Here is a 13,074-nt window from a genome sequence, read left to right as displayed (position 1 = left end):
CGACCCCGGTTCTGTCACAACGGCTTCCTGACGTGGCGGATGTATTTAATGGAGCACTTCTCATGGCACGAAAAAACTATATCTTCACTTCGGAATCCGTTTCCGAAGGGCACCCGGATAAGGTGTGCGACCGCATCTCTGATGCAATTCTGGATGCATTCCTGACCGAAGAACCCGAAGCGCGGGTTGCGTGCGAAACATTTGCGACCACAAACCGTGTCGTGATCGGCGGCGAGGTCGGGCTTTCCGACCAATCCAAGCTAAAGGATTACATGGGCCGCATCGATGATATCGCGCGCGCCTGCATCAAAGACATCGGCTATGAGCAGGACAAATTTCACCACGCGACCTGCAAGATCACCAACCTTTTGCACGAACAATCCGCACATATCGCCCAAGGTGTTGACGCCGCCGTCGACAAAGACGAAGGGGCAGGCGACCAAGGTATCATGTTCGGATATGCCACGACCGAAACCGACGCGCTGATGCCCGCGCCGATCCAATATGCACATGCGGTGCTGCGCCGCTTGGCCGAAGTGCGCAAGTCCGGCGAAGAGCCGACCCTGCGCCCCGATGCCAAAAGCCAGATTTCGATGCGCTATGAAAACGGCAAACCGGTCGAGGTCACTTCAATCGTGCTGTCCACACAGCACCGCGACGAAAGCCAGACCAGCGCCGATATCCGCGCCATCGTCGAACCCTATATCCGCGAAGTGCTGCCCGCAGGTTTCATTACCCCCAAAACCGAATGGTGGGTGAACCCGACAGGTACATTTGTGATCGGCGGCCCTGACGGTGACGCGGGCCTGACAGGGCGCAAGATTATCGTGGACACATACGGTGGCGCAGCCCCGCACGGGGGTGGTGCGTTTTCTGGCAAAGACCCGACAAAGGTTGACCGCTCTGCCGCCTATGCAGCGCGTTATCTGGCGAAAAACGTTGTTGCATCCGGCATGGCGGACCGCTGCACGATCCAGCTTTCTTATGCGATTGGCGTGGCCAAGCCACTGTCGATCTACGCTGACACCCACGGCACCGGCGAAGTGGCTGCCGCCGCGATTGAACGCGCGATTGCACAGGTTATGGACCTGACCCCGCGCGGCATCCGCCAGCATCTGAGCCTGAACAAGCCGATCTATGAACGCACGGCAGCTTACGGCCATTTTGGCCGCGAACCTGATGCCGACGGCGGGTTCAGCTGGGAACGTACAGATCTGGTTGAGGCGCTTAAACGCGCGGTATAGCCAAGCAAAAGCACAACCAATAAAAGGGGCGTTTCACGATGCCCTTTTTTCATTTTGTGCAACCTATAGGGTTGAGGTGCCCGCGCAATTTTGATCAACTTGCGCAAGTTGAGGGAGCGTTTTATGAAATTGTTTAGCCTGTATTTGAGCCTGATCATCGCGACCGCCGGTCCGGTCAGTGCGCAGAAAATTCCAAACGGCGTCGACGCGCAGGTTGGCAAGTTTTTCGTTGACGGGACCACATTGATTTACAACACCAATAACGTGCCCCCCGATCAATATGCCGAAATGGAAAGCGACGATGTCGCGTTGTTTTCTGATATCCTAGAGGCCAACCCCAACACCAAACTGCTCCAATTGACCAGCACCGGCGGGTCGGTCTGGGCAGGCGAGGAAATGGCGCGTATCGCGATGGATTACCGTCTGGACACGCGCGTTTCGGGTGAATGCAGCAGTGCTTGCGTGACCTTGTTTCTGGCTGGAAACCAGCGCGTGCTGGATCGCGGCGGCGCCATCGGTTTTCACCAGAATGCGTGGCACGCGGACGGGCTGCGCGAATATTATAAATATTGGCACCGCGATGAAAACTGGGACAACCCGTTCGACTTCGGGTCATGGCTTTACCGTGATGTGCAGACCGAAATGCACCGCCAGCTGTCCTATCTGGTGGCGCGCGGTGTCGATCCGGTCTTTGCGATCGAAACCAAGCGCGAGCGGTCAAATATCTGGTATCCGACACGGCGCGAGCTGGAAGAAGCGGGCGTCTTGCGCGATTGAAGGAATTGCGCAGCGCGCGGCGGCTTGGTAAGGCAGCGCCATGGAAAATGATAGACACCCTTCGGGCGCTCCGTGGCGCAATTTTTATGGCCGTTTTCGGGGGAAAACGATACGCAGTAGCCAGCAGGATTATCTTGAAAACGATCTGGCACCGCTGTCACCCGGCGCGATCAGCTGGGAAGAAAACCCCGACCGCAATCCGCTGGACCTGAGCACCGTTTTTGGCGGTAAGGACATCTGGCTGGAAATCGGTTTTGGCGGCGGCGAACATCTGATCCACATGGCCGAAACCTATCCCGATATCGGGCTGATCGGCTGCGAACCCTTTATCAACGGGGTTGCCATGCTGCTTGGCAAGATCCGCAAGGCGGATGTGGATAATCTGCGCGTGCATCCTGGCGATGTGCGCGATCTGTTTGATGTCTTGCCTGATCACAGCCTGAGCAAGGTATTCCTGAACTATCCCGATCCTTGGCCCAAGAAACGCCACCACCGCCGACGGTTTGTGACCCCTGAACATCTGGCGCCGCTGCACCGTGTGATGAGGCCGGGTGCAGAACTGCGCGTCGCCACCGATATCAAGGATTACGTGCGCCAGACGCTTGAAGAGGTTCCGCCGCAAGGGTTTGAATGGCTGGCCGAAGGCCCAACCGATTGGCGCAACCCGTGGGAAGACTGGATTTCAACCCGCTACGAACAAAAAGCGCTGCGCGAAGGGCGCACGCCCCATTACCTGACTTTCCGGCGGATATGACATAGACCCTTTGCCGCCCCTAGGGTAAACCGCCTTTTAGAAGAATAAGGAACACGACATGTCTGGCCACGGCACCCCAATCCCTATGACATCCCGCCCCTGCGGCCCGCTCAGGGGTGAGGCGCATGTGCCCGGTGATAAATCCATTTCGCACCGCTCACTGATTTTGGGGGCGCTATCTGTCGGTGAAACGCGGGTGACAGGGCTGCTTGAGGGCGAAGACGTGCTTGATACGGCCAAGGCGATGCGCGCGTTTGGTGCAACCGTAACCGACCACGGCGGCGGCGAATGGTCGGTGCAGGGCGTTGGTGTTGGCGGCTTTGCCGAACCCGAAAACGTGATTGATTGCGGCAATTCCGGCACTGGCGTGCGCCTGATCATGGGCGCGATGGCGACAACGCCGATCACGGCGACATTCACAGGCGATGCATCGCTTAATGGCCGCCCGATGGGCCGCGTGACCGATCCGCTGGCGCTGTTTGGCACCCAGACTGTGGGTCGCCAAGGTGGCCGTCTGCCGATGACGCTTGTCGGGGCCGCTGATCCGGTGCCTGTGCGTTATGTGGTGCCTGTGCCGTCGGCCCAAGTGAAATCGGCCGTGTTGCTGGCAGGGCTGAACGCGCCCGGCCAGACCGTCGTGATCGAAAAAGAAGCCACCCGCGACCACACAGAACGCATGTTGCAAGGGTTCGGCGCGACATTGACCGTCGAAGATACAGACGAAGGCCGCGTGATCACGCTTGACGGGCAACCCGAACTGACCGGACAAACCATCATCGTTCCGCGCGATCCGTCATCCGCTGCATTCCCCGTTTGCGCCGCGATCATCACGCCCGGATCAGATGTTTTGGTCCCTAATATCGGGCTGAATCCAACGCGCGCAGGCCTGTTCACCACGTTGATCGAAATGGGCGCCGACCTGACCTATGAAAACATGCGCGAAGAGGGCGGCGAACCTGTTGCCGATCTGCGCGCCAAATTCTCGCCTGACCTGAAAGGCATCGCCGTGCCACCCGCCCGCGCGGCCAGCATGATTGACGAATATCCGGTGCTGTCAGTCGTGGCCGCATTTGCGCAAGGCGTCACAGACATGCAAGGCGTCAAGGAATTGCGCGTCAAAGAAAGCGACCGGATTGATGCGATGGCCAAGGGCCTGCGCGCCGCAGGCGTCACCGTCGACGAAGGCCCTGATTGGTGGAAAGTCACCGGATTGGGGCACGGCAATGTGCCCGGCGGCGTGACCGTGGCCAGTGTGCTGGATCACCGGATTGCGATGGCGTTCATGGTCATGGGCATGGCCACGCAAAAGCCAATGACAGTTGATGATGGATCGCCCATCGCGACATCCTTCCCGATTTTCGAGCCGCTGATGGCCGGCCTTGGCGCGCAGGTCGTGCGCGCGAACGCATGATTTTTACGGTCGCCATCGACGGGCCTGCCGCCGCTGGCAAAGGCACAATCAGCAAGGCCGTTGCCGCGCATTTCGGCTTTGCGCATTTGGATACGGGGCTTTTGTACCGTGCAGTCGGGGCCAAAGTGCTGAACGGGGCCGATCCGGTTGCCGCGGCGCGCGGGCTTGATCCGATCGATCTCGAGGACGAAAGCCTGCGCACGCCTGCCGTGGCCCAAGCCGCCAGCGAAATTGCGGTCATCGTCGATGTGCGCAGCGCGCTTGTTGATTTTCAACGCAAATTTGCCGCACGCGATGGCGGGGCGGTGCTCGACGGGCGCGATATTGGCACCGTGATCTGCCCTGATGCAAATGCAAAACTGTTTGTGACCGCGAGCGCCGAATGCCGCGCCGAGCGACGGTTCAAGGAGTTGGCTGAAAAGGGTATGGATCTGACGTTTGAACAGGTTTTGGCCGATGTCAAAACCCGCGACGCGCGCGACCGTAACCGCGCAACCGCGCCATTGGTAGCCGCGACTGATGCCGTGTTCATCGATACCTCCGATTTGACAGTGGCACAGGCCGTGGCCGCAGCGATTGACGCAGTGCAAGCACGACTTGACGCGCGCTAACCGCGCGCACGCCACCGTATTTTCACCTGTCAGTGCGTTGCAACCATAAAGGTAGTTCGCAAGCGCGCCTGTCGTTGCACGTTCAGCTATTTGCGCAAATTCATGACGCACAAAGTGATCAAAATATGGGCATTGGGGATATTTAGCGCCCAAATTCTCAGGCCTCATATCTGGTATACTAGCAAATTCGCGTTTGAGGTAGATCAATTGGCTAAGTGCTTAATAATGCTAGCAAGACCCCGAGAAATTGGACCGATCGTGACCAAACGATTCGAATCGGATGTGCCGTGGTGCCGGTTTGGTGCCGTCACCTATGCGTAGAGACAGAAAGAATATTATGAGACCGAAGTATCTTAAGTTTGCACTGCTACTTGCAGCTGCATTTCCCGTAACTTTTTTGCCCAGCGTGACCTATAGCCAAGCCGCACCTATTATCGAAGACAACGCAGAGCAGCGGATCAATTTTTCCGGAAAACTTCGGATGTTGTCGCAGCGCATTCCTGCTGCGGCTTGTCATTATTCGCGGGGCATTGATCTGGATGGATCGGCTGCTTTGCTGGCGGGTGCAACGGCGGAATTTGAAAAAATTCTGACAGGTCTTGAGTTTGGCGATGCCGATCTGAATATCCAGCAGCCCGAAACCAACGACCGCACGCTGGCGCTGATTGCCGATTTGCGGTCGCGTTGGGAACCTCTGAAAGCCGCTGCCGAGGCGGTCGCAAGCGGTGCGGCAACCGATGCGGAACGCGACTATCTTTATAACGAAAACCTTGCCGTCTTGCGCGCGGCGCAGCTGCTTGTTGAACGGCTTGTGCAGCAGTATTCCAACCCGAATGCGACGACGTTCGCGGCGCTGGTTCTGGTGGATATTTCGGGACGCCAACGGATGTTGACCCAGAAAATGTCCAAGGAATCCTGCATCTTGGAAGGCAATTTCGAAACGCTTGTGACTGCCGAAGACCTGAATGGCACGATGGTGATTTTCGAGAACTCGCTTGAGGCATTGCGCCACGGGATGCCGGTGGTTGGCGTGCGCCCGCCGCCCAATGACACGATTGCCGAAGGGCTGGACGGGGTGCTGAATGATTGGAGCACTGCAAAGCCGTTTGTGATGGATGTGCTGGCGGGGAATCCGTTGAACCCCGACGACAATACTGCAAAATTCCAACAGCTTAACGTCACAATGGCGAATATGAACACCGTTGTCGGCATGTATGTGGACGCAGCGGCGACGCTGGTGCCGCTCGACAATATGTAGGCGCTGCGTGCGCAGCCCCCTGCCTGCAATACCTGCGGGCGGGGGGTATGATCTACCGCTCGAAAACATAAGAGATCTTCGGTCGGAGTGACGTCTGCTTTGCGTCGGCAAAGCGTATGGCAAATTGACTGCGGTCGCACAGTGCGTTCGGCCGCGCCTGAGACAGGAATTCTGTTTTTGATGTAATTGCACGGCGGAATGTGGTAGCTATGCATATATTCATTTGAAGAATTTCCGGAAGTGCTATGACTTATAAGACGGCACAAAGCGCAATACCCGCCGCAATGCCCCTCGCGCGACGCAGGGCGAACACAGGTCAATCTGCCGGGCCTTTGGCGATGCTACAGCGTATGGCAATCCAGAGCCCCGTTGCGACAAAGCAAGCCGCATTGCAGGTCGCTGCCGATGAGGGCCGTGCGCCGGTGCAGATGGCGGCGCTGACCGCGCAACATACATTTGATTGCGCACCTGTTTCATCCGCTGCGGGTGATACCCTGCAAAGGGCGGTCAGTGTTGTGAATAATGGCGGTACATGGACGGTATCAGGCCGCCCTGCGTTCATTCGTACGACTGTCTTGACCAGATATCTGGTAGCAGAGTGGAATGACACACATGCCGATGAGCCGGACCAGCAGCTTGACGCAAGCAGTGTCAATCTAAGCGATGAAGAACTTGACAGATGCCATTCACGATCATGGCAGGAAATTCGTGACGATCTGGTCGAAGCGTTCTTGAACGGTGATATAGATCAACCCTACTTTGAGGGGTCGTCCGACGCATTGTATGGCAGCAATCCTCACCTTGATTTCTATGCAAACATGGTCATTGCACGCAATGCGGTGCTGGCAGGCGCCACAACCAATAACGTCAAGGTACTGTGCGGTCACCTGAATAGCGCCCCCCATAATCTGCGGCTTGATGATTCTGTAACAAACCGATTTATCGGCGCGGCCGCTGATCCGAGGCTGCGTTTCGACAGCGATGACGAAGCCGAAATGAGCGATGATACCGAACAAAACATGGCGTATAGTTCGCAATATGCGCCGATGTCGCCCGGTGGTACGACCTTCTATAATTCGTCAGCAGCCCATGTTTGGGAACATGGGCGTATGCCGGTGAGTGAAATTCCACCGCATCAGCGCCCGCTTTTGTTTCCCGGGTATGACAGTTCCTCTGATTCAGACAGTTAGACGCTGACCGATTGCGGAACTGTAAAACCCCTTGCAAACATGACAAAACGCGCCTATACGCCGCCCTGTCGAAGTACCGATTACAGGTGCGGACGTGAGACGTGAGCGGGGTCGGTGATGAACCGGCCCTGTTGTTTTATGTTCGCAAAGGTGCCCAGACCAAACGCAACTGAAAGACCGGCGGAGACAACCGCACGGCCCGTATAAAACCAAACGTTAGGAAAACGACGCCACATGGCTAATACAATGGAAGAGTTTGAAGCACTCTTGAACGAAAGCTTCGAAATGGACACACCGGCCGAAGGGTCTGTTGTCAAAGGCAAAGTCATCTCAATCGAGGCTGGCCAAGCGATCATCGACGTAGGCTACAAAATGGAAGGCCGCGTTGATCTCAAAGAATTTGCAAACCCAGGTGAAGAAGCCGAACTGGCTGTTGGCGACACTGTCGAAGTGTTCCTGCGTCAGGTCGAGAACGCCCGTGGCGAAGCTGTTATCTCTCGCGAGATGGCGCGCCGCGAGGAAGCTTGGGATCGTCTGGAAAAAGCATATGCTGACGAACTGCGCGTAGACGGTGCCATCTTCGGCCGTGTCAAAGGTGGTTTCACTGTTGATCTTGGCGGCGCGGTTGCGTTCTTGCCGGGTTCTCAGGTTGACGTCCGCCCTGTGCGTGACGCAGGCCCGTTGATGGGTCTTAAGCAGCCATTCCAGATCCTGAAGATGGACCGCCGTCGCGGGAACATCGTTGTATCACGTCGTGCGATCCTTGAAGAATCACGTGCCGAACAGCGTGCCGAAGTCATCGGCAACCTGACAGAAGGCCAAGAAGTTGACGGCGTCGTCAAGAACATCACCGAATACGGTGCGTTCGTTGACCTTGGCGGTGTTGACGGTCTGTTGCACGTGACCGACATGGCATGGCGCCGTGTGAACCACCCATCCGAGATCCTCACAATTGGTGAGACGATCAAGGTGCAGGTCATCAAGATCAACAAAGAAACACATCGCATCAGCCTTGGCATGAAGCAGCTGCAGGACGATCCATGGGATGCTGTCGAAGCGAAATTCAGCCTTGGTTCTGTACACCAAGGTCGCGTGACCAACATCACTGATTACGGCGCATTTGTTGAGCTGGAAGCCGGTGTTGAAGGTCTGGTGCACGTGTCCGAGATGTCTTGGACAAAGAAAAACGTACACCCGGGCAAAATCGTGTCTACTTCACAAGAAGTCGAAGTCATGGTTCTGGAAATCGACAGCACCAAGCGTCGCGTTTCTTTGGGTCTCAAGCAGACACAGCGCAACCCGTGGGAAGTCTTTGCCGAGACACACCCAGAAGGCACTGAAGTCGAAGGCGAAGTCAAAAACATCACCGAATTCGGTCTGTTCATTGGCCTTGAAGGCGACATCGACGGCATGGTTCACCTGTCCGACCTGACATGGGAAGGCCGCGGCGAAGACGTCATCGGCGATTTCCGCAAAGGTGACGTTGTCAAAGCCAAAGTTGCTGAAGTTGACGTTGAAAAAGAACGTATTTCCCTGTCCATCAAAGCGCTGGACGGTGATCCGTTCGCAGAAGCTGTTGGCGGCGTGAAGCGCGGTTCTGTCATCACTGTTGAAGTGACCAAGATCGAAGACGGCGGCATCGAAGTCGACTATGAAGGTGCAAAATCCTTTATCCGTCGTTCGGACCTGTCACGTGACCGTGCCGAGCAGCGCCCAGAGCGTTTCGGCGTTGGCGACAAGGTTGATGTTCGCGTCACCAACATCGACAGCAAAACTCGCAAACTGGGTCTGTCGATCAAAGCACGTGAAATCGCTGAAGAAAAAGAAGCGGTTGAGCAGTTCGGCTCATCTGATTCCGGCGCGTCCTTGGGTGATATCCTTGGCGCGGCGCTTAAGGGCGGCGACGAATAAGTCACCCGCTTTTAGCGTTACAAAATTTACCCCGTCGCAGGAAACTGCGGCGGGGTTTTTTGTTGCTTGCCTCTGCCTCGCGGCTCTGGTCTGGTATACCAGAAAGCGGAGGCTAGGATGACACAGCAAGATTTGAATGCCCGCATGGGCGTGGCCCTGATCGGTGCGGGCATGATCGCGCCGACCCATGTTGCGGCCCTGTCGGCGATGCGTAATGAACTGCGGTTGGACGCTGTTGTGGCGCGCCGGCCTGAAAATGCGGCCTATTTGGCGGATCACTATGCGGGGGACGCGCCGCTGTTTACGGCGGATCTGGCGCAGGTGACCGACAACCCCGATATTCATATGGCGATTGTCGCGACCCCGCCATCAGTGCGGATTGATCTGATCACCGCATTGGCCAAAGCGGGCAAACATATCCTCTTGGAAAAACCTGTGGCGCGAAACAGCGCCGAAGCCCTGCAAGTGGTCGAGATTTGCGAAAACGCAGGCGTCTCATTGGGCATTCTGTTCCAGCACCGCGCGCGCGCGCCGTCGATTGCGGCAGCGGATTTGATTGCCAAAGGCGGGCTTGGCAAGCTGGCGCATGTGGAAATTGCGATCCCGCTTTGGCGCGACCAATCCTATTATGATGAATTGGGGCGCGGCACCTATGCGCGTGACGGGGGCGGCGTGCTGATCACCCAAGCAATCCATACAATTGATCTGGCGCTGCGTTTTACCGGCGCGGTGACACAGGTGCAGGCAATGGTGGCCACAACCGCGCTGCACAAGATGGAATCCGAGGATATGGCGGTGGCCGGTCTGCGGTTTGAAAATGGCGCCGTGGGGTCACTGACAGCCAGCACGGCGAGCTATCCGCACGGGGTTGAAACGATCACCTTGCATTATGAACACGCAACTTTGCGTATCGGCACGGGCAGTCTGGATGTGTTCTGGCGGGGTGCGCGCAATGATCACGAGGTTCTTGTTGCGGGCGGTGCGTCTGACAATGGGCCAGTCGTTGCCAAACACGAATGGCACCAAGCGATAATCGCAGATTTTGCAGATGCAGTGCGCAATGGCACGGCCCCGATGGTGACAGGACGCCATGCATTGGCATCCCATCACCTGATCACGGCCATCGAAACATCGTCGCGCGATGGCCGGATCATTGATGTCACGCAGGCCTAGACGCCCGCGTAGCCCATCGGTTTGAGCGCCGCGCGGATTTCATCCAAAATCGCCGGATCATCAATCGTAGCGGGCATTTTGAATTCCGCGTTATCGGCGATTTTGACCATGGTCGCGCGCAGGATTTTACCCGAACGGGTTTTGGGCAGACGGTCAACAACCGTCACCAGTTTGAATGCGGCAACAGGGCCGATGGTGTTGCGCACCGAGGCGATGACCTCTTTGATCACATCTTCATGGGGGCGGTCGCAGCCGTTGTTGAGACAGATAAACCCGAGCGGCAACTGCCCCTTGAGCTGGTCCGTCACGCCGATCACCGCGCATTCGCCAACATCGGGATGGTTGGCCAGCACTTCTTCCATTGCGCCTGTTGACAGGCGGTGGCCTGCAACGTTGATCACGTCATCCGTGCGCGCCATGATGTAAAGATAGCCGTCTTCGTCGATCATGCCCGCATCGCCGGTTTCATAGTAGCCGGGGAAGGTGTTGAGATAGGATTTCTGAAACCGGTCCGCCGCATTCCAAAGCGTTGGTAATGTACCAGGCGGCAGCGGCAGTTTGATCGCGATTGCGCCCAATTCGCCAGCGGCAACAGGATGGCCCGCATCATCGAGGATCTGCACGTCATAGCCGGGCATTGCCACAGTGGGCGATCCGATCTTGACGGGTAGCGGTTCGATCCCCACGGGGTTGCCTGCAATCGTATAGCCGGTTTCTGTCTGCCACCAATGGTCATAGACAGGCTTGCCCGTCATTTCCTGGGTCCATTTGATCGTGTCGGGATCGGCGCGTTCGCCCGCTAGATAAATCGCGTTCAGGCACGACAGATCGTATTTCTTGACGAATTCGCCCTTTGGGTCCTCGCGTTTGACGGCGCGGAATGCAGTGGGCGCGGTAAAGAAGGATTTGACGTTATGTTCTTGGATCACCCGCCAGAATGTGCCCGCATCAGGGGTGCCGATGGGCTTGCCTTCGAACACAATTGTGGTGTTGCCGTGGACCAGTGGGCCATAGCAGATATAGCTGTGCCCCACGACCCAGCCGACATCTGAGGCCGCCCAGAACACATCACCGGGATCGACGTTATAGATGTTTTTCATCGTCCAGTTCAGCGCAACCAGATGGCCTGCCGTGTGGCGCACCACGCCTTTGGGGGCGCCGGTGGTGCCGGACGTATAGAGAATATAGGCTGGGTGGTTGCCTTCGACAGGCACACATTCAGCGGGTGCGACACCGTATTGGAACCCGTGCCAGTTATAGTCGCGGCCAGGGATCAGCTCTGCGACCTCTTGCTCGCGCTGGAAGATCACGCAAAAATCGGGTTTGTGTGTCGCCAATTCGATCGCGCCATCAACCAGCGGTTTATAGTGGACCACACGCCCCGGCTCCATCCCGCAGGATGCCGCGATGATCGCTTTGGGCTTGGCGTCATCAATGCGCACTGCCAATTCGTTGGCAGCAAAGCCGCCAAAAACTACCGAATGCACCGCGCCAAGCCGCGCACAGGCGAGCATCGCCTCAAGCGCCTCTGGGATCATCGGCATATAGATAATGACGCGGTCGCCTTTTTCGACGCCTTTGGCGCGTAAGGCACCGGCAAGGCTGGCAACGCGGTTGCGCAGCTCGATGAACGAAATCTCGCGTTTGGTATGGGTGATCGGGCTGTCGTAGATGATCGCGGTCTGTTCGCCGCGGCCATTTTCGACATGGCGGTCCACAGCGTTGTAGCAGGTGTTCACCTTTGCCTCTGAAAACCATTCATACATAGGCGCGTTGTCATCATTGAGCGCGCGCGTTGGCGGCGTGTCCCAATCAATGGCTTTTGCCTGTTCCATCCAGAATGCTTCCGGATCGGCCTTCCATGCTGCATAGACGTCCGCGTAACCCATCGTGTTCCTCCCAAAACAACTTGGGGTGAAGTGTTACGCATTGCATATCCGCCCGGCAAGCGCCGCTGAGTGCGGCAATAGCGAAATAGTAAAGTTATTTTCAACCGTGCGGGTGCGCGTTACTGATCCGTATCGCGCAGGTATTTGTACCAGTAGTCTTTGATCCAACGCACTGGAAAATAACCGAATTTTTCGGCAGTGCCCCAGCGTTTGAACGGGCGTTTGGTCATGTCTTCGGGATCGGGTTTGCCGTGAAAGATGACGACATAGCCGTCGGGGCGGGCAATTGGTCGCACAAGGTTGACCGGAAAATGCCAAGCGAGGCTTTTCTTGAACGACAGTATCCAGCCCGCTGGCCAGCTTTGGCGGTTGCGGGCGTTGCGGTGGATATAGTTCTGGTCGTTGCCGTAGTGGCGCAGCTGGTCATATGTCTTGTCGCAGCTTTCCAGATAGAGATGGTTTTGGGTGCCTGCGACAAAACCAACGGTCGAAGAATTTGATTTCAGTTCTTTTCCGAACAGTTTGGGAAACAGCCGTGGCAGCGTATCGGGTATTTCGCGTATTATATGCAGATCGTTTCCCGCGCGCACCCGATCAAATAACGGCGTCAGATCACGCAAGATAAGCACGTCAACATCCATCATAATGACAGGCGTGCCTGCGGCGAAAAGATCCGGCGCAAAGGCGCAGACCTTGGGCCACATACCGCGGTGCCAGCAGGATTTGTCCATTGCAAATGGCGGGAATTCAATTGCCTTGATTCCCTCGGCCAGCCCGCGCGGGTCGTCTGTCATGCAGACAAATTCGAACGGCGTTTCCATGATATCGGTCAACGCGCGGAACAATATATTGGTGT

The 13,074-nt window shown here is 56.8% G+C and carries 11 protein-coding genes and 1 riboswitch; of the genes, 9 read left to right on the top strand and 2 right to left on the bottom strand.

Annotated elements, in window-relative coordinates:
* Positions 1–8: 8 nt before the first annotated feature.
* Positions 9–56, top strand: a riboswitch (SAM-SAH riboswitch).
* A gap of 6 nt (positions 57–62) precedes the next feature.
* The 9 genes from metK (at position 63) to BM320_RS09910 (ending at position 10,329) form a co-directional block, all read left to right on the top strand.
* Positions 63–1,244 (top strand): methionine adenosyltransferase, encoded by a 1,182-nt coding sequence (metK, locus tag BM320_RS09950; protein ID WP_090199504.1) that lies wholly within the window; start codon positions 63–65, stop codon positions 1,242–1,244.
* Between the two features lie 123 nt (positions 1,245–1,367).
* Positions 1,368–2,021 carry a COG3904 family protein gene (locus tag BM320_RS09945; protein WP_090199503.1) on the top strand — a complete coding sequence of 218 codons (654 nt, stop codon included), beginning with the start codon at positions 1,368–1,370 and terminating at the stop codon, positions 2,019–2,021.
* A 40-nt stretch (positions 2,022–2,061) separates the two neighbouring features.
* Positions 2,062–2,775 carry a tRNA (guanosine(46)-N7)-methyltransferase TrmB gene (gene trmB, locus BM320_RS09940; protein WP_090199500.1) on the top strand — a complete coding sequence of 238 codons (714 nt, stop codon included), beginning with the start codon at positions 2,062–2,064 and terminating at the stop codon, positions 2,773–2,775.
* Positions 2,776–2,833: 58 nt separating this feature from the next.
* A complete protein-coding gene (gene aroA, locus BM320_RS09935) occupies positions 2,834–4,186 on the top strand; it encodes a 3-phosphoshikimate 1-carboxyvinyltransferase (protein WP_090199498.1) in 1,353 nt (450 codons plus the stop codon).
* Positions 4,183–4,797 carry a (d)CMP kinase gene (cmk, locus tag BM320_RS09930; protein ID WP_090199497.1) on the top strand — a complete coding sequence of 205 codons (615 nt, stop codon included), beginning with the start codon at positions 4,183–4,185 and terminating at the stop codon, positions 4,795–4,797. Before aroA ends, cmk begins: the two co-directional genes overlap by 4 nt.
* A 337-nt stretch (positions 4,798–5,134) precedes the next feature.
* The gene (locus tag BM320_RS09925) at positions 5,135–6,055 is read left to right on the top strand and encodes a type IV pili methyl-accepting chemotaxis transducer N-terminal domain-containing protein (protein WP_165615025.1); all 921 of its coding nucleotides are present in this window, start codon (positions 5,135–5,137) and stop codon (positions 6,053–6,055) included.
* A gap of 338 nt (positions 6,056–6,393) precedes the next feature.
* Positions 6,394–7,245, top strand: a complete 852-nt coding sequence (locus tag BM320_RS09920) for a hypothetical protein (RefSeq protein WP_131802376.1) — start codon at positions 6,394–6,396, stop codon at positions 7,243–7,245.
* Positions 7,246–7,479: 234 nt separating this feature from the next.
* Positions 7,480–9,156 (top strand): 30S ribosomal protein S1, encoded by a 1,677-nt coding sequence (rpsA, locus tag BM320_RS09915; RefSeq protein WP_278246425.1) that lies wholly within the window; start codon positions 7,480–7,482, stop codon positions 9,154–9,156.
* 117 nt (positions 9,157–9,273) lie between these two features.
* A complete protein-coding gene (locus tag BM320_RS09910; protein WP_207496866.1) occupies positions 9,274–10,329 on the top strand; it encodes a Gfo/Idh/MocA family protein in 1,056 nt (351 codons plus the stop codon).
* On the opposite strand, the gene prpE is transcribed toward BM320_RS09910, so the two are convergent.
* The gene (prpE, locus tag BM320_RS09905) at positions 10,326–12,218 is read right to left on the bottom strand and encodes a propionate-CoA ligase PrpE (RefSeq protein ID WP_090199488.1); all 1,893 of its coding nucleotides are present in this window, start codon (positions 12,216–12,218) and stop codon (positions 10,326–10,328) included. The two genes, BM320_RS09910 and prpE, sit on opposite strands and share 4 nt — an antisense overlap.
* A gap of 119 nt (positions 12,219–12,337) precedes the next feature.
* Positions 12,338–13,051 (bottom strand): putative nucleotide-diphospho-sugar transferase, encoded by a 714-nt coding sequence (locus BM320_RS09900; protein WP_242650994.1) that lies wholly within the window; start codon positions 13,049–13,051, stop codon positions 12,338–12,340.
* Positions 13,052–13,074 lie beyond the last annotated feature (23 nt).

It is taken from the genome of Yoonia tamlensis, assembly GCF_900115105.1.
Classification (GTDB): domain Bacteria; phylum Pseudomonadota; class Alphaproteobacteria; order Rhodobacterales; family Rhodobacteraceae; genus Yoonia; species Yoonia tamlensis.
This window is presented reverse-complemented; position numbering and strand designations above follow the sequence as displayed.

Excerpts from the sequence above, each read along its gene's own strand:
- metK (WP_090199504.1), top strand. The coding sequence starts at position 63 with ATGGCACGAAAAAACTATATCTTCACTTCGGAATCCGTTTCCGAAGGG.
- BM320_RS09945 (WP_090199503.1), top strand. The coding sequence starts at position 1,368 with ATGAAATTGTTTAGCCTGTATTTGAGCCTGATCATCGCGACCGCCGGT.
- trmB (WP_090199500.1), top strand. The coding sequence starts at position 2,062 with ATGGAAAATGATAGACACCCTTCGGGCGCTCCGTGGCGCAATTTTTAT.
- aroA (WP_090199498.1), top strand. The coding sequence starts at position 2,834 with ATGTCTGGCCACGGCACCCCAATCCCTATGACATCCCGCCCCTGCGGC.
- cmk (WP_090199497.1), top strand. The coding sequence starts at position 4,183 with ATGATTTTTACGGTCGCCATCGACGGGCCTGCCGCCGCTGGCAAAGGC.
- BM320_RS09925 (WP_165615025.1), top strand. The coding sequence starts at position 5,135 with ATGAGACCGAAGTATCTTAAGTTTGCACTGCTACTTGCAGCTGCATTT.
- BM320_RS09920 (WP_131802376.1), top strand. The coding sequence starts at position 6,394 with ATGCTACAGCGTATGGCAATCCAGAGCCCCGTTGCGACAAAGCAAGCC.
- rpsA (WP_278246425.1), top strand. The coding sequence starts at position 7,480 with ATGGCTAATACAATGGAAGAGTTTGAAGCACTCTTGAACGAAAGCTTC.
- BM320_RS09910 (WP_207496866.1), top strand. The coding sequence starts at position 9,274 with ATGACACAGCAAGATTTGAATGCCCGCATGGGCGTGGCCCTGATCGGT.
- prpE (WP_090199488.1), bottom strand. The coding sequence starts at position 12,218 with ATGGGTTACGCGGACGTCTATGCAGCATGGAAGGCCGATCCGGAAGCA.